Source organism: Streptomyces sp. 796.1 (assembly GCF_047525675.1).
Classification (GTDB): domain Bacteria; phylum Actinomycetota; class Actinomycetes; order Streptomycetales; family Streptomycetaceae; genus Streptomyces.
Genome location: NZ_JBLIWA010000020.1, coordinates 1 through 20,606, shown reverse-complemented (window position 1 = coordinate 20,606; position 20,606 = coordinate 1). Strand labels below are relative to the sequence as shown.

At 72.5% G+C, this 20,606-nt stretch carries 16 protein-coding genes, 3 tRNA genes and 1 pseudogene; 9 read left to right on the top strand and 11 right to left on the bottom strand.

The window, feature by feature from the left end:
• The first annotated feature begins 568 nt into the window (after positions 1–568).
• Positions 569–1,267: a MarR family winged helix-turn-helix transcriptional regulator gene (locus ACMA1D_RS15565; protein WP_414724564.1), complete on the top strand. Its 699-nt coding sequence runs from the start codon at positions 569–571 to the stop codon at positions 1,265–1,267.
• 15 nt (positions 1,268–1,282) lie between these two features.
• A pseudogene (locus tag ACMA1D_RS15560) lies at positions 1,283–3,010 on the top strand (MDR family MFS transporter); the annotation flags it as partial.
• A 289-nt stretch (positions 3,011–3,299) separates the two neighbouring features.
• On the opposite strand, the gene ACMA1D_RS15555 reads toward ACMA1D_RS15560, so the two are convergent.
• From ACMA1D_RS15555 to ACMA1D_RS15545, 3 genes are all read right to left on the bottom strand, one after another.
• On the bottom strand, positions 3,300–4,118 hold the full coding sequence (locus tag ACMA1D_RS15555) for a TetR/AcrR family transcriptional regulator (protein ID WP_414724563.1): 819 nt from the start codon (positions 4,116–4,118) through the stop codon (positions 3,300–3,302).
• A gap of 41 nt (positions 4,119–4,159) precedes the next feature.
• On the bottom strand, positions 4,160–5,719 hold the full coding sequence (locus ACMA1D_RS15550; RefSeq protein ID WP_414724562.1) for an MFS transporter: 1,560 nt from the start codon (positions 5,717–5,719) through the stop codon (positions 4,160–4,162).
• Between the two features lie 281 nt (positions 5,720–6,000).
• Complete coding sequence (locus ACMA1D_RS15545; protein WP_414724561.1) at positions 6,001–6,753, bottom strand: response regulator transcription factor; 753 nt, start codon at positions 6,751–6,753, stop codon at positions 6,001–6,003.
• Between the two features lie 218 nt (positions 6,754–6,971).
• On the opposite strand from ACMA1D_RS15545, the gene ACMA1D_RS15540 reads away from it, so the two are divergent.
• The 3 genes from ACMA1D_RS15540 (at position 6,972) to ACMA1D_RS15530 (ending at position 9,312) form a co-directional block, all read left to right on the top strand.
• Positions 6,972–7,871 (top strand): LLM class F420-dependent oxidoreductase, encoded by a 900-nt coding sequence (locus tag ACMA1D_RS15540; protein WP_414724560.1) that lies wholly within the window; start codon positions 6,972–6,974, stop codon positions 7,869–7,871.
• 331 nt (positions 7,872–8,202) lie between these two features.
• Complete coding sequence (locus tag ACMA1D_RS15535) at positions 8,203–8,751, top strand: NADPH-dependent FMN reductase (protein WP_414724559.1); 549 nt, start codon at positions 8,203–8,205, stop codon at positions 8,749–8,751.
• A gap of 198 nt (positions 8,752–8,949) precedes the next feature.
• Complete coding sequence (locus ACMA1D_RS15530) at positions 8,950–9,312, top strand: DUF4180 domain-containing protein (RefSeq protein ID WP_414724558.1); 363 nt, start codon at positions 8,950–8,952, stop codon at positions 9,310–9,312.
• A gap of 71 nt (positions 9,313–9,383) precedes the next feature.
• Here ACMA1D_RS15530 and ACMA1D_RS15525 read toward each other — a convergent pair whose 3' ends face one another.
• Complete coding sequence (locus tag ACMA1D_RS15525; protein WP_414724557.1) at positions 9,384–10,382, bottom strand: amidohydrolase family protein; 999 nt, start codon at positions 10,380–10,382, stop codon at positions 9,384–9,386.
• A gap of 190 nt (positions 10,383–10,572) precedes the next feature.
• Positions 10,573–10,646: transfer RNA gene (locus ACMA1D_RS15520), tRNA-Met, on the bottom strand.
• Between the two features lie 239 nt (positions 10,647–10,885).
• Between ACMA1D_RS15520 and ACMA1D_RS15515 the strand changes: the two genes are divergently transcribed.
• Positions 10,886–11,353 (top strand): hypothetical protein, encoded by a 468-nt coding sequence (locus tag ACMA1D_RS15515; RefSeq protein ID WP_414724556.1) that lies wholly within the window; start codon positions 10,886–10,888, stop codon positions 11,351–11,353.
• 92 nt (positions 11,354–11,445) lie between these two features.
• Here the strand turns inward: ACMA1D_RS15515 and ACMA1D_RS15510 are convergent, their stop codons facing one another.
• Positions 11,446–11,904, bottom strand: a complete 459-nt coding sequence (locus tag ACMA1D_RS15510; protein WP_414724555.1) for a hypothetical protein — start codon at positions 11,902–11,904, stop codon at positions 11,446–11,448.
• A gap of 1,187 nt (positions 11,905–13,091) precedes the next feature.
• Between ACMA1D_RS15510 and ACMA1D_RS15505 the strand changes: the two genes are divergently transcribed.
• Positions 13,092–14,003, top strand: coding sequence for a helix-turn-helix transcriptional regulator (locus ACMA1D_RS15505; RefSeq protein WP_414724554.1), 912 nt, complete (start codon positions 13,092–13,094; stop codon positions 14,001–14,003).
• 19 nt (positions 14,004–14,022) lie between these two features.
• Here ACMA1D_RS15505 and ACMA1D_RS15500 read toward each other — a convergent pair whose 3' ends face one another.
• From ACMA1D_RS15500 to ACMA1D_RS15480, 5 genes are all read right to left on the bottom strand, one after another.
• Positions 14,023–14,616: a DUF642 domain-containing protein gene (locus tag ACMA1D_RS15500; protein ID WP_414724553.1), complete on the bottom strand. Its 594-nt coding sequence runs from the start codon at positions 14,614–14,616 to the stop codon at positions 14,023–14,025.
• A gap of 228 nt (positions 14,617–14,844) precedes the next feature.
• A complete protein-coding gene (locus ACMA1D_RS15495) occupies positions 14,845–15,243 on the bottom strand; it encodes a hypothetical protein (protein ID WP_414724552.1) in 399 nt (132 codons plus the stop codon).
• Between the two features lie 387 nt (positions 15,244–15,630).
• A complete protein-coding gene (locus ACMA1D_RS15490) occupies positions 15,631–15,810 on the bottom strand; it encodes a hypothetical protein (protein ID WP_414724551.1) in 180 nt (59 codons plus the stop codon).
• 27 nt (positions 15,811–15,837) lie between these two features.
• Positions 15,838–15,910, bottom strand: a tRNA-Arg gene (locus ACMA1D_RS15485).
• A 618-nt stretch (positions 15,911–16,528) separates the two neighbouring features.
• A tRNA-Ser gene (locus ACMA1D_RS15480) sits at positions 16,529–16,618 on the bottom strand.
• Positions 16,619–16,874: 256 nt separating this feature from the next.
• On the opposite strand from ACMA1D_RS15480, the gene ACMA1D_RS15475 reads away from it, so the two are divergent.
• Positions 16,875–17,333: an SSI family serine proteinase inhibitor gene (locus ACMA1D_RS15475; protein ID WP_414724550.1), complete on the top strand. Its 459-nt coding sequence runs from the start codon at positions 16,875–16,877 to the stop codon at positions 17,331–17,333.
• A gap of 621 nt (positions 17,334–17,954) precedes the next feature.
• Positions 17,955–20,606, top strand: a 2,652-nt coding sequence (locus tag ACMA1D_RS15470) for a PAS domain-containing protein (protein WP_414724549.1), incomplete at its 3' end; no start/stop codon positions are given.

The window sequence follows — 20,606 nt, the reverse complement described above, 5'->3', positions numbered from 1 at the left end:
CTTGACCGGGGGCCGGGCGAGCCTTTGTCGGGTGTTTACTCCACAGCGCTCGATTTCATTTGCCTGTAGCAACTAACTTCTTCTATGGTTGCCCTAAGCAACTTGATCAACGGGTTTCTTGAGCCACGCCCCCGGCGCCCGATGCCGGCCCCACCGGCCGGAGGCGATACCGGACCGGCGGGCCGCAGGGGCCCGGCACCGCGTACGGGCCCCGTACCGCGGATCAGCGGATCAACCGACCAGACCGACCCCCGCGACACCGGACCGTGCCGGCCGGTGCCGCGGGGCGGCGCCCGGGCCGCGCCCACCAGATCGCTGGACGACCACCACCGAACTGGCCGGGCCGACGACCCGAACACCCTCGACACAACCCCACAACAACGGCCTGACCAGCGCGTTCAGCGCAGTGCCCGGCGGATCGGGCTCCCGGCGCGGCCGGCCCGCGCCGCGAGCAGACGAACGCGAGCGGACGAACGCGAGCAGACGAAGAGGAAGCGGGGCCGCCGGCTCCGCCACCCCGCAGGACCCGGACCGGCAGCCGCCGGAAGCACGCAGAAGGGAGCGCCCAGTGGCGACGCAGGAGCAGTACCGGGAACTCGCCCGACAGCTCACGGCCACCGTGGCCATCCAGCGTGACCTCGGCCGGACGCTGCCCGCCGACTGCCCGCCGGCCTCGGCGATCGTGCTCATGGTGCTCAACCGGCACGGCGAGATGCGCATGAGCAGGCTCGCCGAACTGCTCTCCATCGACATCTCGGTGACCAGCCGGCACGCCGCGCACGTCACCGAGCGCGGCTGGATCGACCGGCAGCCCGACCCGCTGGACGGGCGGTCCCGGCTGCTGCGGATCAACGACCGCGGCCGGGCCCTGCTCGACGAGGTCGCCGACCGCTATACGGAGGTGCTGGCGCACTGCCTGAGCGGCTGGTCGGCGGAGGACATCGGGCAGCTCAACACGTTGTTGGCACGGCTGCGGGAAAGCTTCGGCGACTGCCGGGCCCGCCCCGGGCCACCGACCGCCGCAGCCGCCGAACCGACCGGGCGCGCTGAGCAGGCCGGGCCCGCCGGGCGCACCGAATCCACCGGGGCGACGGGGCCGACCGAGCCCGCCGCCACTCCCGTACCGCCGGCGGCGACCGTGCCCCCGGCACCGGACGCACCGGCCGAACTGCCCGTACCCCCGGCACCGCCCGTACCAGCGGTGCCGCAGCCGCCTCCGCCGTCGGCGGCGGACCTCGACATGACCCGTACACCCGCGAAGCAATAGGCGAGAAGGAAATCCATGGCCACCACCTCACCCTCCGGTGTGCGGGGAGACGGGGCGTCCGCTGCGGGCGCGCAGCACGCCTCCCCCGCGCCCATGACGCACCGGCAGATCATGGAGGCGCTGTCCGGGCTGCTGCTCGGCATGTTCGTCGCGATCCTGTCGTCCACCATCGTCACCAACGCGCTCCCCGAGATCATCAGCGACCTGGGCGGCAGCCAGAGCTCGTACACCTGGGTGGTCACCGCGGCGCTGCTCGCGATGACCGCCTCCACCCCGCTGTGGGGCAAGCTGGCCGACCAGTTCAACAAGAAGCTGCTGGTCCAGATATCCCTGGTCATCTACATGGCGGGCTCGGTCGTCGCCGGTCTGTCGCAGAACACCAGCATGTTGATCAGTTGCCGCGTGGTGCAGGGCATCGGCGTCGGTGGGCTCACCGCGCTCGCCCAGATCGTGATGGCCGCGATGATCTCGCCGCGCGAGCGCGGCCGGTACAGCGGCTACCTCGGCGCCACCTTCGCGGTCGCCACCGTCGGCGGTCCGCTGCTCGGTGGCGTCATCACGGACACCAGTTGGCTCGGCTGGCGCTGGTGCTTCTACGTCGGCGTCCCGTTCGCCATCGTCGCCCTGGTCGTGCTCCAGAAGACCCTCCAGCTCCCGGTAGTCAAGCGGGACGTGAAGGTGGACTGGGCCGGCGCGTTCTTCATCAGCGCCGCCGTCTCGCTGCTGCTGATCTGGGTGACCCTGGCCGGCGACAACTACGACTGGATCTCCTGGCAGACCGGTGCGATGGTGGGCGGCGCCGTGCTGCTCGGGCTGGTCTTCGTCTGGGTGGAGTCGCGGGCCGCAGAACCGATCATTCCACTGCGCCTGTTCCGCAATGCGACGATCACGCTCGCCTCGGTGGCCAGCCTCTTCGTCGGCGTCGTGATGTTCACCGGCACCGTCTTCTTCAGCCAGTACTTCCAGTTGGCCCGCGGTGAGTCGCCGACCATGTCGGGCGTGATGACCATCCCGATGATCATGGGCCTCTTCGTGTCCTCGACCGTCTCGGGACAGATCATCACCAAGACCGGCCGCTGGAAGGCATGGCTGGTCAGCGGCGGTGCGCTGGTCACCGCGGGGATGGCGCTGCTGGGCACGCTGCGGTACGACACGCCGTACTGGCAGATGGCGATCTACATGCTCCTGATGGGGCTCGGCATCGGCATGATGATGCAGAACCTGGTGCTGTGCACGCAGAACCAGGTGGCACCGAGCGACCTGGGCGCCGCGAGCTCCGTCGTCACCTTCTTCCGCTCGCTCGGTGGCGCGATCGGCGTCTCGGCCCTGGGCGCGGTGCTCGCGCACCGGGTCAAGAGCTACACGGCCGACGGCTTCCGGGAGCTCGCCGCACAGGGCGGGCAGGTCCCGCAGGGCTCCGGCGGCGGGGGCGGCATCCCCGACCTGGACAAGCTGCCGGCGCCGATCCGTACGGTCATCGAGGGCGCGTACGGGCACGGCGTGGGCGACATCTTCCTGTACGCGGCCCCGGCGGCGCTGGTGGCCTTCCTGGTGACGCTGTTCATCAAGGAGGTCGCGCTGAAGACGAAGGTGCACGGCCACTCCGAGCCGGCGGGCCGGGCCGCTGCGGCGAGTGCGACCGCTGCGGCTGGTGCGGCCGGTGCTCCCGAGGCCGCGCTGGCCAAGGGGGCCGCACCGGTGGCGGGGCGGTCGGACGCGGCGGCCCCGTCCGCCGCGACGGACGGCGACCCGCGGGGTCGCTGACACAGCCCCGGCCCCGGGCGTCCGCTGAGCGAACGGTTCCCCCTCGGGGGGCCGAGCGGAGCCGCCCGAGGCCGGAAAACGGGGCCCTGTGCAGGGCCCCGGGGGTCTGGAGTGGGCCCCAAACGTGGGGCGCGGTGCTGGTCGGCGCACAGGCAGGGGACGGCCTGCCGGCCGGCGCCGCGCCCCACACCCATACGTGGGTGGGGCGGTCCGGCGCACGGCCCGCGCCCCGCAGCCCTCGGGCCGAGGGCCCGCAGGCGCCGCGGCCCTACCCCCGCCCCACCCCGTCGACCACGTCCGCGGGGTGGTGGCCGGCGCGTTCGCTCATCACCTCAAGTCCGGCGATCACCATCTCCAGGGCGTACGTGAAGTCGCGTTCGCGCATCTCCTGGACCGTGTTGCCGCCGCGGGCCCGCATGATGCGGGTGGAGTTGCCGAACGACTGCTCCAGGTCGGGCTGGGCCTCGATGGCGCTCATGACCTCGTAGAAGTAGTCGTCCTGGCTGATGCCCGCCTCGCGACAGCGCTCCGCGAAGCGGCCCTCGATGGTGCCGAAGCCGTAGACGAACTGGAAGACGACGCTCAGCGCGGCCGTCATGCCCTCCTCGGGCACCCCGCTGCGCCGGATCACCCACTGCGCGGCCTCGGAGAAGGCGCGCGCGTTGGGGCCGATGTTCAGGTACTCGCCGGCCAGTTGGGACACCCACGGGTGCTGGACGAGCACCTTGCGGTACTCGGCGGCGAGTTGGCGCAAGTGACGGCGCCAGTCCACCTCGTCGCCCGCCGCGTCGAGCTCCCCCTCGACGGGCAGCACCATCTCCCCGTTGACGTGGTCGAGGACCAGTTCCAGCAGGTCGTTCTTGGTGTCCACGTACCAGTACACGGACATCGCGGTGACCCCGAGTTCGGCGGCCAGCCGGCGCATCGAGAAGCGGGCCATGCCCTCCGCGTCGAGCAGCCGCACCGTCGCGGCGATGATCTTGTCGCGGTCCAGGCCCGCCGGCTGGTCCGCCTTGCGCTTGCCCGAGGAGCAGCCGGCCAACCACACGCTGGGCCGCGGCCTGCTCGTGCTGCTGCCGGTTGCCATGCGGGCTCCTCCATCGTTCGCCGGGTGGTTCGCCCCCGATGCTATGCCGCTCCGGCCGCCTCGGCGGCTCCGCGTACGGGGGTTGCCGACCGCTCGGCGCGCCAGAGCAGCACCGCGGCCAGGACGCCGCCGAGCAGCACGGCCGCGGCCCCGACGAGTTCGCTGACCTGGATGCCGCTGGCGAACGCGGCGTGCACCGCGGTCCGCTCGCCCTCCGTGCGCGCCGATCCCAGCGCGCTCGGCAGCGATCCGGCGCCGGCCGCGACGGCCGGCAGCAACGCTGCGAACCTGGCGTTCAGCACCGCTCCGAGCACCGCGACGCCGAGCCCGTTGCCGAACTCGGTCAGCGTGCCGTTCACGCCCGCGCCGACCCCGGCCTTGGCCGGCGGGATGGCCGACATGATCGCGTTCGCCATGGCCGGCATCGCCACCGCCATGCCCGCGCCCATCAGGACGAGGCCGGCCAGCATCCCGCCGTAGCCGTCGTCGCCGAGCACACCGATGCCCGCGAGACCGGCGGAGATCAGGCCCATGCCGGCGAGGATGGTGCCCGGCGTGCCGAGCAGCGGCAGCAGCCGGACGCCGATGCCGGTCACGTTGAGTACGACGATCATCAGCGCGAGCGGCGCGGTGCGCAGCCCCGCGGCCAACGGCCCGTAGCCGAGGACGAGTTGGAGGTGCTGGGTGAGGAGGAAGAGCGAGCCGCCCATGCCGAAGGCGATGAGCACGCCGCCGGCGACGGCGCCCACGAACCTGCGGTCCTGGAAGAAGGACAGGTCGAGCATGGGGTGCGGGTGGTGGAGCTCCCAGAGGGCGAAGCCGGCCAGCGCCGCGAGCCCGACCACGGCCGCGACCAGCACCCGGGTGGCGGTCCAGCCGTGTTCGGGCCCGGAGATGATCGCGTAGACCACGCCGGCCATGCCGATGGTGGAGAGCACCGCGCCGAGCAGGTCGGGCCGGTCGCCGCCGGCGCCGCTCGACTCGGGCACCATGCGGAGCACGGCGAACGCACCGAGCAGCGCGACCGGCACGTTGATCAGGAAGATCGCCCCCCACCAGAAGTGGTTGAGCAGCGCCCCGCCGATCAGCGGCCCGGCGGCGAACCCGAGCGAACCGACCGCGCCCCACAGGCCGATCGCCTTGGTCCGCTCCTCCTCGTCGAAGACCTGCACCACGACGGCGAGGGTGGTCGTCATCAGCAGCGCGCCGCCGACGCCCATCCCGGCCCGCGCCGCGATCAACTGCCCGGGCCCCGGCGCGTACGCCGCGGCGACCGAGCCGACGCCGAACACCAGCAACCCGGCGACCAGCAGTTTCTTCCGCCCGTAGCGGTCGGCGGCGCTGCCGGCGGTGAGCAGCAGCCCGGACTGTACGAGCGCGTACGCATTGACCATCCACTGGATGTCGGCGGTGCTCGCGCCCATCTCGCGGGTGAGCGAGGGGATCGCGACGCCCAGGATCGTGTTGTCGAGCAGCACGGTGAGCTGCGCGAGGCAGATGACGGCGAGGATCAGCCAGCGCTGCGGGTGCCGGTCGCCGTGGTTCTTGGGTACGGGCTGGTCAGCGGGGGTGGGACGGTCCGGGGCTGGGTCCACGGGCATGGCACGTCCTTGGTGCGGCGTAGGGGACACGAGCAGACCCCATACACTGTATAGGGATCAGCTCTACGCCGTATAGCGCTTCGGGGGTGGCGCGACCGGGACCACCCTGAAGGCCCCGGCCGCGCCACCCCCACCCCCACGCGGGCCCACCCCACGCAGACCCACGCGCGGACGGCCGTCCGCCGCGGACGCCGCCCCGCTCCCGCCCACCCGGGCACGTTCAGCCCCGCCCCGCCCAGGCCCGCTCAGCTCAGGCCCAGCTCGGGCTCGCCCGGAGCGACTCACACCCGCTCGGACACGGCCTCCTTGATCAGGTAGCCCATGCCGCGCCGGGTGTGGATCATCGGTTCGCGGCCGGCGTCGATCTTGCGGCGCAGATAGGAGACGTACAGCTCCACGACGTTGTCCCGGCCGCCGAAGTCATAGCTCCACACCCGGTCCAGGATCTGCGCCTTGCTCAGCACCCGCCGCGGGTTGCGCATCAGGAAGCGCAGCAGCTCGTACTCGGTCGCGGTCAGCCTGATCTGCTCCCCGCCGCGCTCGACCTCCTGGCTGTCCTCGTTGAGCGTGAGGTCGCCGACGGTCAGCAGCGAGGCGGGGCGCTGGGCGACCGGCGCCGCGGCGCGCCGCAGCAGCCCGCGCAGCCTGGCGATGACCTCCTCCACGCCGAACGGCTTGGTCACGTACTCGTCGCCGCCGGCCGTCAGCCCGGCCACCCGCTCCGCGCCGCTCTCCCGCGAGGTCAGCAGCAGCACCGGCACGCCCGGCACCTCGCGGCGCAGCCCGGCCAGCACGGTGCGGGCGCTGCCGGTGGACGGCATCAGGTCCACAACGGCGGCGTCGGGACGGAAGTCGCGCGCCGTCACCACGGCGCCGCCGTCACCCCCCGCCGTACGGACGTCCCAGCGCTCGGAGCGCAGCGCCATCGTCAGCAACTCGGCGAGCGGTAGGTCGTCTTCGACGACCAGGACCCGTACGGGACGGCCGTCGGGCCGCAGCAGCTCGGTCTGCCCGGTGGGCGGGGAGATGGTCATGGCAGCAGCGTGGGCCGGCAGGGTGAGAACGGTCTTGCGGCTTTCTGTGAATAGCCTGAGAAAACGGGACGGGCCCTGCGCGGTGGCCGGCGCCCTGGATGTCGCACGCACCCACCCTGCCGGCGCGCGGGGGCCGCGACCGGCGCGCGTCATCAGGACGTACGACGAAACACAGCGTCAACCGGAATATCCGTGCGGCCAGGCCGGCTGTTGCCTCCATGGCATTCAACAAGCGTCTTGGCAGGGTCGGCATTTGGAGCATGGGGCTGAACGCCACCGACCCCGCACGGAACGGTGAGGTCGGCGAAGCGGCGGCCGAGCTGGAGGAACTGGGCTTCGGCACCCTGTGGATCGGTGGCAGCCCCGCCATCGACCAGGCCGTGCCGCTCCTGGCCAACACCTCGCGGGTCACCGTGGGCACCAGCATCATCCGCATCTGGGACCAACCGGCGGCCGAGCTCGCCGCCCGACACGTGGAGCTCAACACCACCTACGACGGCCGGTTCCTGCTCGGCCTCGGCGTCAGCCACAGCGAGACGATCGACAAGGGCGACCACCCGCTGGTGGCCCGCCCGTACTCGGCGTTCAAGGAGTACCTGACCGCGCTCGACACCGCGGACACGCCCGTCCCCCGCGAGCAGCGCGCGATCGCCGCGCTCGGCCCGAAGATGCTCGAACTCGCCCGGGACCGCACGCTGGGCGCCCTGCCGTACCTGACGACCCCGGAGCACACCGCAGCCGCGCGCGAGGCGCTCGGCCCCGATGCGCTGCTCGCCCCCGAGTTCAAGGTGGTGCTCGACCCCGACATCGAGCGCGCCCGCGCCGTCGCCCGCGGCTACCTCACGTTCTACCTGGCGCTGGCCAACTACCGTAAGAGCTGGCTGCGTTCCGGCTTCACGGAGGCCGACTTCGCCGACGGCGGCAGCAACCGCCTGCTGGACGCGGTCTTCGCGCTCGGCGACGCGACGGCGGTGCGCCGCCGGGCCGACGAGTACCGCGCGGCCGGCGCCGACCACCTCGCCGTCCAGGTCGTCGCCGCCGACGACCAGGGCAACCCGGTCGCCCTCCCGCTCCCCCAGTGGCGCACGCTGGCGGAGACGCTGCCGCTGGAGGACTGAGCGAGGGGCGGGGGCGGGGCGCCGGCCCGGACGGGTCGGCGGTCGCTCGCGCGTTACGGCCGGGGGCGGCGGTGGCTCGCGCGTTACGGCTGAGACCGTGGGCGCCAGCCGCGCCGTGCCTGGGTTCGCCCCGGGTCGTACGCGATGGCAGCACGTACAGCCCGAGTACGACCGGGGTAGGACCCGCGAGCAACCCACGTACGATCCGCGACGACCACCCCAGCACCCACCCTGCGCCCACCCGACGTCCGGCACCCACACCCCGGCAACCGGCACCCACCCCGCCGGAATCTCCGCAGACGGCCGGCGTCGCATCCCGTACCGTCGGCGCATGAACATTCTCGCGATGTCCGGCAGCCTGCGCGCCACGTCGTCCAACGGCGCCGTCCTGCACACCGCGTTGGACGGGCTCGATCCCGCGGTCTGGACCGTCGCGCACGCCGCCATCGACAGCTTGCCGCACTTCAACCAGGACCTCGACGGGGTCGACGCCACCCCGCACCCGGCGGTCGGGGCGCTGCGGGCCGCCGTCGCCGCGGCCGATGTGCTGCTCGTGGTGAGCCCGGAGTACGCGCACGGCGTGCCGGGCGCCCTCAAGAACGCGATCGACTGGCTGGTCAGCAGCGGCGAACTGGTCGGCAAGCCCACCGCCGTGATCACCGCCTCCCCACACCCGGCCGGCGGCGAGTTCGCCCACGACCAGCTCCGCGAAACGCTCGGCATGCTCCACGCCCACCTGGTCGAACCCGCCTGCCTCCGCATTCCGTTGATCGGTACGAAGGTGGACCGGGAGACCGGCCGCCTCCACGACGAGGCGACCCGCGCCGAACTGGCCGCGGCCCTGACCGCCCTCACGAAGGCGGCCCCAGAGCCCCACTGACCACCGGCCGCCAGCGGACGGGCCGACCAACCCACGGCACCGCGGGCCGCAGACCCACCGGCCCGTGAGCAATCCCCGACCAATCCACGGCCCGTAAGCCAGTAAGCCCATACGCCTACGAGCAACCCCCAACCCGCCCAAGCTGCAACCCACATATCCAACCCACATCCAACCCACCGCCCCGGAAGGCGTCCCACCATGAGCACTGTGCAGACCATCCACGACGTGCCCGTCCTGCGCTGCGCGGTCGAGGGCGAGCCGATCCGCAGCGAGCAGGACGCGCTCGACCTCATCGGTGACGCCGGCTACCAGGGCGCGCAGTGGGTGGTCATCCCCGTCGAACGGCTCGACCCCGCGTTCTTCCAGCTCCAGACCCGTATCGCCGGCGACATCATCCAGAAGTTCGCCAACTACCGGCTCGGCCTGATCGTCCTGGGCGACGTCTCGGCCCACACCGCGACGAGTACGGCGCTGCGCGACTTCGTCCGGGAGAGCAACCGCGGCCGGCAGAACTGGTTCCTGGCCGACGAGGACGAGCTGGTGGCGCGGCTCGCGGGTTAGCGCCCGGCGGGTGGTCACGCCCTGCGGGAACGGTCACACCCGCCGGGACGGTCAAGCCCCGCCGGGGTTGGTCACGCGCCGCCCGGCCCCGCGATCCCCCACAGCCTGGCGGCGTTCCCGTAACAGACCGCGCGCAGCCACTCCGCGTCCTGGTCGAGCCGGGTGAGGGCGTCCAGGGCGTGCCGGTAGCCGTACGGGATGTTGGGGAAGTCGCTGCCGAACAGGATCCGGTCGCCGAGCGCCGCGAGCCGCGGTCGCTCGGCGCGCGGGAACGGCAACAGGCCCTCGGTGAAGTCGGTGAACGCCATCGTGGTGTCCAGGTACACCCCGGGGTACCGCTCGGCGAGGTCGAGGAACTCCGCGTACTCCGGCATCCCCAGGTGCGCGACGACCAGCCGCAGCCCGGGGTGTCTGGCCAGCACCCGCCCGATCGGCCCGGGCCCGGTGTGCGCGCCGGGCGCGGGCCCCGACCCGCAGTGCGTCACCACCGGCACCCCGGCCTCCGCGATCGCGCCCCACACCGGGTCGAGCAGCGGATCGGCCGGGTCGTACGCGCCCACCTGCACGTGCGACTTGAACACCCGCACCTCGCCGGCCAGCGCCGCGCCGACGTACGCGGCGGCCTCCGGCTCCGGGTAGAAGGTGCCGGTCCGCAGGCAGTCCGGGGTACGGGCGGCGAAGCCTGCGGCCCAGTCGTTGAGCCAGCCTGCCATGCCGGGCTTGTGCGGGTAGACCATCGAGGTGAAGGCCCGGACGCCGAACCCGCGCAGAGTGGCGAGCCGTTCGTCCTCCTCGTCCCGGTAGGTGATGTGCCAGGGGCGGCCGAGCAGCGGCTCGACGCCGTCGAAGTACGCCCACACCTTGGCCAGCACCCGCTCCGGCATGAAGTGGGTGTGCACGTCGATCAGCCCCGGCAGCCCGAGCTCGACCCAGAACCGGACGACCTGCTCCCGCTCACGGTCCCGGTCCTGCTCCCGCTCTCGGTCCTGCGGTCGCTCCCCGCACGGCGCCCCGGATCGGCCGGCATCGATCCCGTCCCACCCACCACCGGCGCCCCGACCACGATCCATGCCGCCGACGGTGTCAGAGCCGCCCACCGAGGACCAGGGGTGTCAGCCGGCCAACCCACGTCGCACCCGAGCACACCCCAGCCACGCGCAGAAACGCGCCGACACTCCGCACAAGGACGCAGCCGCCCCCATGCACACGCACACAACGATCGAGGGCCCGGCAACAACTGCCGGGCCCTCGATCTTCAAGTAGCGGGGACAGGATTTGAACCTGCGACCTCTGGGTTATGAGCCCAGCGAGCTACCGAGCTGCTCCACCCCGCGTCGGTAAAGGCAACCTTACGGGAAAGTCCCCGCAGAGGGAAATCGATTCACCGCCGCCCGGCGGCACCGCCCTGACCAGCCATTCCGCACTGCCCACGGGATCGGCGCCCCGCCCCAGCCAGGCCCCACCCGACGCCCAGCCACCATGACCTGAGACACATCCACCGGCAATCCCATACCGCCGCGCACCCCACACGAAGAAGATGCCGAGATCACCAAGCCCACCGAAAGGGGTCGGCGTGCTCTTCCTCCTCGCCCCGGCGTTCCTGGCCATCGCCGCGGGGGTCATCGCCTTCGCCATCCGGTGCCTCAAGGTCGCCCTGCCGGGCGCCGCCGATCCCGAACCGGGGTGGCGCCGCACCGTACTCGCCCTCACCTACGCCGGCGCGGCCATCACCACGGCCGCCTACGGGTTCGGCGTCCTCGTCCTGATCTCCACGCTCGCCAAGGGCGAGGACGGCGGCGCCGACTCCGCCCCCGTCCCCGCCGACCACCCGTGCCGGGTACGACTCCACGACACCACGGTCGTCGACTACGACGTCCACTTCCTCACCCTGCGCACGGAGTGCGTCACGGACACCGGAGACCGCAGGACCGTCGAGGACGTCCCGCAGGAGGTGCGCGTCACGGCAGCCGCATCGGCCCTGTGCACGGCCCCGCTGGCAACGACCGCCCTGGCGACCCGAAGACCGGCCCGCACGGCCTGAACCCGCCACCCACGCGGGCGCGGGTGACGGGCCGCCGCACCACAGACACGTCCTACGCGGACACGCCGTACGGCCGTGCGCTTGCCAACAGCTCAGGCGTCGGGGTTCTCACCCGCAGCGACCTTCCTGACCCGCTCCACCTGGAGCTTGGCGAGCGCCGTCAACTCGGCGTCGCTATCGAGTTCGAGCGAACGCACCCGCACGACGGCGCCGCCCACCCGCATGACGACCTGCTTGACCGTCCCCCTCACCGCCGACTTGGGCACCTCGGCGAAGGACTCCGTCTCATCGGCGCCCGCGTCCACCTGCATCATCTTCACTTTGCCGGTGGCCTGTTGACGTGCCGAGGCACCCACCGCCTTGTGCGCGACCGTCGCGTTCTCGGGCGCATCGAAGGCGTAGATCCCGAACTTCACCGTCACGTAGGTGCCGCCCTCGGCCCGTACGACCTCGGAGTGCCCCGCGGCCACCAGCCCCGCGCACGCGGTACCGGTGTCCTGCTGGCAGGCGCGCAGCGCCGACGCCTCACCCAACGTACGCGGCGTACGCACGGACCACCCCGCAGGAACGCTGCTCCGGCCGGGCAGGGCCTGACTCACCTGCGCCGCACTCAGCAACAACCCCCCGTCCTCCACGCCCCCGGCTCCGGCCTCCCGCTCCCCGCCGCTCGCCCCCGCCGCCCCTTGCCCAGCCCCACCAACAACCCCCCGCTTATCCCCACTCGCACCATCTCCACCATCCCCGTCACCCCCACACCCCGCCAGCACGGCCACAAGCGCCACACCAGCAGCAATCCCCCGCATCCATCGGGACACGCCCAACCCCCTCAACTCGATTTACTGAACGTGTACGAGTCAACACCGTGGAGGGAAGGCGGCACCAACTGGTTTCGGGGGTGGGGTGGTTGGGTGGGGCGCGGTTCGGTGGGAGGGCTGGGCGGCGGCGCGTGGGGGGCCACGCGAGCCGAGCGGCTAATCCCCCTCACCCCGGACCTCCCACTGTCGTGCAGCCCTCACGCCGCACGACACGCACCGCCCAACAGCAGGGAACCCGTTGCGGTTTGGTCGCCCACCCCGCACGGGCTACCCACAGTTACGGAAGCAGTCAAGCCCTTTCGAGCGGACAACACCCGGTTACACCATGATGTCCACCGCTTGGAGTATCGTTCTAGTGTCGGAGCGTTACCACCCCTCGACATAAGCGATCCCGCCCACGGGGCCTCCCCCGCGCTCGCGTGGCCTGCACCAGAGGAGCGCAATCTCCCGTGACACATGCTCACCCCCGCGCGACCGATGCACGGGCAGCTCGTCCCCGCAACGATTCGAACGGCAGGCGTTGCGCGGCTGCGGCTCGAACCCGGGTCTGGTGATCCGGAATGGTGGGCCGCGATCTCAAGCCGTCCGATCACCCGAAGAAGGACGTGCGAAGAGTCCTGGAGAAGTGGGTCGCTCAGGGTTGGAAGCTTCGGCAGGACGGCCACTGGGGCAAGCTGTACTGCCCTTGCGGGGCCGCGTGCACGACCATCCCGATCTCCGGCTCGCCACAGAACGAGGGAGCGCACGCGCGCAGGGTCGACCGCCTCGCGGCCCGCTGCCCGCTACCTCCGGACGCGCCGAACCGCAGCCTCACGGGTCGACCGCGGGGTTAGTCACAAGCCCTCTTGCCCCCTTTTGCCCTAGTTCTACTGTTGACGAATGGCAACAGCTCTGCGACGGTAGTGAGGGACTAGGGGGCATTCATGGACTATGACTTCACCTTTGTCATCTCGGGCGTAGATGTTGATGACCAGGCTGCCGTCGACGCACTGCGCGACGAGTGCGACGCACTCCTGGCGCGAGCCGGCGGCGTCGACCTGCTCAGCATCACCGGCTCGGCCGACTCCGCGGTGGAAGCAGCCATGAGAGCCGTCTCCAGCGCCGAGGCTGCGGTGCCGCACCTGCGCGTCTGCCGGGTGGACCGTGACCTGGTGGGGGTCCACGAGATCGCGGAGCGGACGGGTCGGTCGCGGCAGAACGTCAGCCAGTGGGTTACGGGCCAGCGAAAGGGCCAAGGGGCCCGCTTTCCCGCCGCCGAGGGGACGGTGGGGCGGTCCCAGGCGTGGCTGTGGTGCGAAGTCAACCAATGGCTCGCCGCGCACGGCCTCGACGACGGTGCGCTCTACCCCACCCGCGAGGAAATGGCAGAGATCGACGTCGCACTCGCCCGCTCGGTCACCCTCACCTTCACCTTCGCGAGCACCCCCGGATTCGAGGCCGCCCGAAAGCGGGTGCTTCAAGAGCTGGACAGCAAGCACATCCCCGGGCTCATGCACTTCCTCTCCTCCCTCGACCGAGCCACCCACGACCAGGGTTCGCACGTCGCGGTGGTCGCGGCCCAGGACGAGCCAGCCAGGGGGGTCATGGAATCCGTCGCCAGCTTCTCGCACGACGTCATCCTCATCACCGCGACCGACCAGTTCCTGGCCACCGTGCTGTCCACCCGGGCCCCGCTCGGGCCCACCAACACGGTGACCGTGCCGCAAGAGGCGACGGTCGGCCAATGGCTCCGCCTGGTGCAGGAAAACCCCCAGGCGGCGTTCGCCCTGGAAGCGGCCGAGCAGCACGCGGAAGACCCCGCCCCCATTCAACGCCGCTTGGCGATCGCCGCCTGACCTGCGGAGCAGCTACGAATCAGCGCCCAGGGACCACGTGGCCGACCACCTTCGCGACGACGTCGGTGATCAGCGGACCGCAGCCCTCGGGGGCGCGGCCGGCGAATTCCAGGGTGAAGTGGTCGTCCACGGCGATGAACTGGAGGCTCTTGTTGACCGAGGCGAATCGGGGGCCGATGGGGGTGTACGTGTCGCCCACCGGGTCCGCGGTCGGGGGAATCACCTGGGCGCTGTAGGACTGCTCGCCCATGTCCTTGGCGCACGCGGGGTCGGTGTTGCGGGCGTGCTTCCAGGTGACGTTGACGACGGAACCCGAGTCCGCCTCGAACTCCTGGGAGATGCTGCCGGCGCCGATGTCGACCGCCTGGTACGTGTACTGGGTGAGACCACGGCTGTAGAGGGTCACCCCGCCGCGCGCGTCGGCGCCGGCGACCTGCCAGTCGCCGATGTTCTCGCCGTCGTAGTACTCCACGACGCCCCCCGCCGGAGCGGCCGGGGCCGAGAACGTGCCGTTCTTGATGAGGTTCCCGGCCGCTGCCGCGGGGTGGACTGCGGCGGTGGCGGACAGGACGGCGGCGCCCAACAGGGCTCCGACGGACGTGCGCATGGTCATGCCGATTTCCTTCATTCGTGGCGTGAGTAGCAGTCAACTGCCCGTGTCACGTAGGCAGTTGGAGACGCGGCGGCGCCGGTGGCCGCGGCGGGTGGTACGTGGACGAACGGATGCGTCAGGTGGGTGCGGGCACCGGGGGCGGGGGCCTCAACGGTTCGCCCCGCGTGCCGGCGTGAACGAGGGCGGGCGCCCCGCTTCCGCGCGGCACCCGCAGCCCACGTCGTACCGTCAGAAGATGCTGAACACCGGGACGATGTGCCCCTTGGCGTCGGCGGGAAGATACTGCTCGTTGCCGAGGTACTTGACCGCGTAGCCGGAGAACTCACCGGCGATCGAGTCACCGAAGTCGCTGACGCTGCCCGCGTCCAGGGTGGCGACTCCCTTTTCGTTGGTCTGCGACGTGCCGAGGTGCACACCGTGGTCGCCGACGTACCACTCGACGTCCTCGTAGGCCAGCGGCTTCCCCTTGCTCGTCAGCCGGCACTTGCCCTCCGCGTGGAAGCCGGAGAGGAAATTTCCCTTGATGGTTTCGGCCGTCAAGTTCGTCGGCTGCTTCCCCGCCGGCTGTTGAACGGGTGGTGTCGTCTGCGACTGGTCGCCACCAGCCGGGATTCTCTTGGGCGACATGATGTTCTCCGTACGATCTAGCGAACACGCTTTCCGTGGTGCGAACGAAGGCAACTTCTCATGCCACAGCGCATTTAACATTCGGGCGGGAAACGAATCGCCGATCCCGGTAACCTGTCCGGCCGTATTCCGCTCCCCCATTGCCGTACGCGCATATCGCTCAACGTGCAGCGAAGTCACCTAGGGCCCCAACTCCCGCCTGTGCAACGGCCGAACGACGGCGAGGGCCGGCAACGAGGCCAGTGGGGCGACGGCCGGTGATCGCCCGCACATCAGCGAGAATTCCCAAAAGCCCCACCCCCGCACCCCCATCGGAATTCCCGATCGGCGAATAAGGCGATAACAGGCCCCATAATCCCGGCGAGCGCACCACCCTGGGCCCTCCCCTCACTCGGGGCCATTACCCGCACGGGGCGAGATCCCGCCGGCGCAAAGATCGACGACAAAGGGCGCGAACTCCTGCCGCGCATTGCCGAAACGTTTATCGCGGTCGCCCACCCGGCGGCCGGCGCCGTCGGCGTTGACGTCGATGCCGACGTCACCACATACGCCAGAGGGCCCTTCCATCAAATGGAAGGGCCCTCTGGGCTACTGCGCGCTCGGCAGGATTCGAACCTGCAACCTCTTGATCCGTAGTCAAGTGCTCTATCCGTTAAGCTACGAGCGCTTGCTTCCCGGCGTTTTCTTGCCCGGTCGGCGTTGCGAGAACAACATTACATGACCTGCGCCGCGAGGTGAAATCCGTTTGCCTCACCCCCTCTGACCTGCGTAAACGTCAGCGTTCCATGATCAGGGGGGGCGTACGGGGCCGGGGGCGTGGGGTTGGATGCTCCCGCTCCGTCCGGTCGGCGCTCCGCGCGTCGTGCGGGTGTCGTTCCGGGGGGGGGACAGGCCCGTCCGGACACACCCTGCGGTCCAACCCTCTACCCCGCCCCGTCCGCGCCTGCGCCCGTCCCCGCTCCGGCTCCCGGACCCGTTCTGGCTCCCGGCCCCGTTCCGACTCCCGGTGCGCGTTTCGTCGCGCCGTCGCGTACGACACGGCCAGTCGCGCACGACTGGCCCCGGCCCCACCCGGTACGTACGGCACGCACACGTACGGCACACCCTGCCCGGCGCGCGGACGCCACCGGCATCGGATCCACGCGTACCGGCGGCGAGGGGCGGGCGGGCCCCAAAGGCGCGGGGTTGAGCCACGGGGCCACGCGGCGCCGGGCCGTGTCCGGCCGCGCCGTGTCGGGCATGCGAAAGCCCCGCTCGTCGGAGGACGGGCGGGGCTCGTACGCGGCGGAGGCTCCGGGATTTGAACCCGGGATGGGGGGTTACCCCAAACCGCATTAGCAGTGCGGCGCCATAGACCAGACTAGGCGAAGCCTCCTTGCAGCTCGCGCGAGCGCGAAGTGCGTGTGCAGATGATGGCACAGCCTCGCGGGCTGTCACCAATCGCGGCCTACCGTACTAGGCGTTCGCACGGGGCGGCAAAGGCTTACCGCGGCCATCCGGGTGGCTTTTATAGGGCTTTCCGGCGATTCGTCGGAGTGCAGCGGAGTTTCTGCGCAACGCCCGCCACACCGGCGCGTTAGTCGGACGAGGGCGCGCCGCGTCCCCTCGTCGCACGATTCCGGGAGTCCTGGATGTCTTCGCACCGTTCGTCGCACCACCTGGCCGTGGCCGTCGCCGCCGCTGCCGCCGCGCTGCCCGCCTTACTGGGGGCCGCCCCGTCCGCCGCCGCCAAACCGCTGCCGGTCCCGGCCCCGGGCCCGGCCCACCACCTGGTCGTCACGGTCTCGGACACCGGCAAGGCCGCGGACGCCCGTACCTACGACCTGTACTGCCACCCCACCGGCGGCAACCACCCGAACCCCGCGGCGGCCTGCGCCGAGGTGTCCAAGAAGACGGTGTGGGGGGCCGACCCGTTCGCGCCCGTGCCGAAGGGGACCGCGTGCACCAAGATCTACGGCGGCCCGGCGACGGCGCACGTGGCGGGGCGCTGGTCAGGGCGGCCGGTGCGGGCCGACTTCTCGCGCGCGGACGGGTGCGAGATCAGCCGCTGGAAGAAGTTCGCGGCGCTGCTCGGGACGCCGCGTACCTGACCCGTACGGGCGATGCGCCGCCCGGCGCTCCGTACGGGGACGCCGTCCCCGGTCCGGCCCGCGCCCGGCGCTCGGGGGCGCCGGCGGTGGGTCGGCGTGCGGGCGGGGCGGCGGTGGCCCGTCATGCGGGGCCGGCGTCGATGACCCGTCGCACGGATGTGCCGTCGGCGGGCTGCACGCCCCGCCGTGCCCCTGCTCGGGACGTCGTTCCGGGTGGGGGCACGGTGCTGTCCGGGGCCGGCGGGGCGATGGCGGTACGGGGCGGGGCGCGCCCCGGGGGACGGGTCGGGCATGCGTTCTGCGGCGGCGGGGCGCGCGGCGCGGCGGGGCGCCGGTCGGGAGCCGGTGGGGTGCCGGCCGTACGCCGGTGGGGTGCCGGTGGTCGGGCTGGTCCCGGTTCGGGGGCGGGCGTCGGGCCCGACGAGGTTTGTCCCGGGGTGCGCCGTCCGGGGGCCGCGGCTCGTGCTCGTCCGGGCGTCATCCGCGCGTCGTGCGCCCCACATCCGCCACCGCTGCGACGGCCCCTGCCCGTAGACTCCTCCCCCAGTGGCACCCACGGGGCGGGCGAGGAAGCCGGGCCCGGTGCCCGCACGGAGCGTAGATCTGGGAGGAAGCGTCGTCGTGAGCAGCAGGCCATCCCGAGGCGCTGCTCGCCTCGCGGCGATACTCGACGCCCTCCCCGACGCCCTGTTGCTCGTCAACTGCAACGGCACGGTCGTCAACGCCAACCACATCGCCCTGGAGACCTTCGAGGCGCCGGGCACCGCGCTCGTCGGGCGCGGGCTGCTGGACCTGTTGCCGACCTTCGACTCCAAGCGCATCCCCGGTTCGATGCGGCGGCCGAGCGACGACCGGGGCGAGGACGGCAGGACCAAGCCGACCCGGATGGTGGCGCGGCGCACCGACGGCACCCAGTTCCCGGTCGAGGTCACCAGCGCCAACCTGGAGGACGGCCGGACCCCGTACGCGGACAGCCACGGCTACACCGGCGACGAGCTGCTGATGCTGGTGGTGCGGGACCTGACCGGGACGCTCGACACCGAGGCGGAACTCGCCCGGCAGCAGCGGCAGACCGAGATGATCCTGCGCGCCGCCGCCGAGGGCGTCGTGGGCGTGGACACCGACGGCAAGGTCGTGCTGGTCAACCCGTCCGCCGCGCAGATCCTCGGCTACCGGGCCAGCGACCTCGGCGGCCAGGAGCTGCACCCGCTGATACAGCACACGCGGGCGGACGGCACGCCGTTGCCGTACGAGGAGACGCCGCTGGCCGACACGTTGGGCTCGGGGCGCAAGCACCGGGTGCGCGGGCAGGTGCTGTGGGCGAAGGACGGCCGGGCGGTGCCGGTCGACCTGACGACGGCGCCGGTGCGCGACGGCGACCAGTTGGTGGGCGCGGTGATGACGTTCACCGACCGGCGCTCCTACGACGCGCTGGCCGCGCGCCACGCCCAACTGCTGGCCGTCCTCGACGTGTCGCTGCGCGGGCCGCTGCACGAGCTGCGGGGCGAGCTCGGCGAGCTGGTCGCCGACCCGGCCGGGCAGTTGTGGCCGGAGGCCAACCAGGTCCTGCACTACCTCGCCGCCGGCTACGCCCGGATGACGACCCTGGTCGACAACGTCCTCAGCTACCAGCGGCTGGCCGCGGGCAAGGAGCGGCTCGACCGTTCCGTCGTCTCGCTGGAGACCGTGGTGGCCGCCGGCGTCGAGGGCGCGATCGAGCTGATCGGGCCGGGGCGGGCCCAGTTCGCGGTGCACGCGCCGCCGATCGAGGCCGAGGTGGACCCGGTCCGGCTGGCGCAGGCGCTGGCCCATCTGATCGCCGACGTGGCCGGCCTCGACGCGACCGGCAACGCGACCGCAGCCGCCCCCGGCGACTCGACGATCGTGGTGGCCGCGGCGCAGCGCGGCGACGTCGTACGGATCGAGGTGCGCGGCCCGCACCCGGGCGGCGACCCGGTGCACGAGCCGATCGTGCGCGGAATCGTCCGCAAGCACGGCGGGGTGCTCCAGACGCACGAAATGCCCGGCATGGGCGGCAGCGCGTACGTGCTCGAAGTACCGCTCTCCGCCGACGGCAAGCCGCTGACCAGCGGCCGGGCCGACACGGACGACAGCACGGGCGCGGTGCGGGTACCGGTCGAGGACAACGCCACCACCGTGATGCCGGTGCCGAAGGAGCCGGCGCGGGGTACGGGCGGTCCGGCTGGAGCTGCGGGTGTGGCGGGTGCTGCCGGCGCGGCGGGCGCCGGGGACGGCGCCGGGGCCGCGGACGGCGCGGGGCCCGGCGCGGGCGGCGCGGAGGCGGCCGGTGCGCAGCAGCCGTCCGGGCGGCGGGCCCGGCGGGCGCCGGTGGCCGGCGGTGACGGTGCGGCAGGCGGTACGGCAGGCGGTGCCGCGGGCCTACCGGTGCGCGGCGTGGACGGGACGCAGGGCGGCGGTACGGGGCTCGCGGTACGCGGCGTCGGTGCTGGCGCTGGCGCTGGTGGCGAGGGTGATTCCGGTGCGCAGCCGCGGCCGACGGGGCGCCGGCGGGCCCGGCGCGATCCGGCCGAGGAGGCGCCCGCGCAGCCGAGTGGGGGCAGTGGCGTTGGTGGCAGCGGTGGGGCCGGGGCGGCCGGCGGTGTGAGCGGTGGCGCCGGGACGGCTGGGGCAGCCGGGGCCGGGGTCATTCCGATGGGCCCGGGGATTCCCGTGGGGCCCGGTACGGCCGGTGGGCCTGGTGCGCCCGGGGCTGCTGGTGCGCCCGGCGTGGACGAGCCCAGTGGTGGGCAGCGGCGGGCCCGACCGCACCGGCGGGCCGGTGGCGGCGACGGCGGTACGGAGTCGGGTGCCGGGCCGGGCGCGGCGGTGGCTGCCGGCGGTGCCGTGGCGTTGCCCGCGGGTGGCCGGACGGCCGCGCCCGGTGCGGGCCAGGCGGCCGGGGCCGTCGGTCCTGACGGGCCGACCGCGGCGGACGCCCGGTTGGTGCCCGCCCAGGGGCTGCCCGCGCCGACCGGGCGGCGGGCCAGGCGCGGCCCGCAGGACCCGGGCCAGGCGGGCCCGCCGGTCGACGGCGGTCAGCAGCACGTTCCGGGCCAGCCCGGGGGCGGCCAGCACGGCGCAGGTCAGCCCGGTGGGCAGCAGTACGGTGCGGGCCAGCCGGGTGTTGGGCCCGCGGCCGTCGATCCGCGGCACGGCGGGCAGCTTCCCGTACCGGCCCAGGGTCAGCCGGGCCAGCGCGGCGCGCAGCCCGGTGCCGGTGGCGCGCCGGGCGGGGCGCGGGCCGCGCACGCC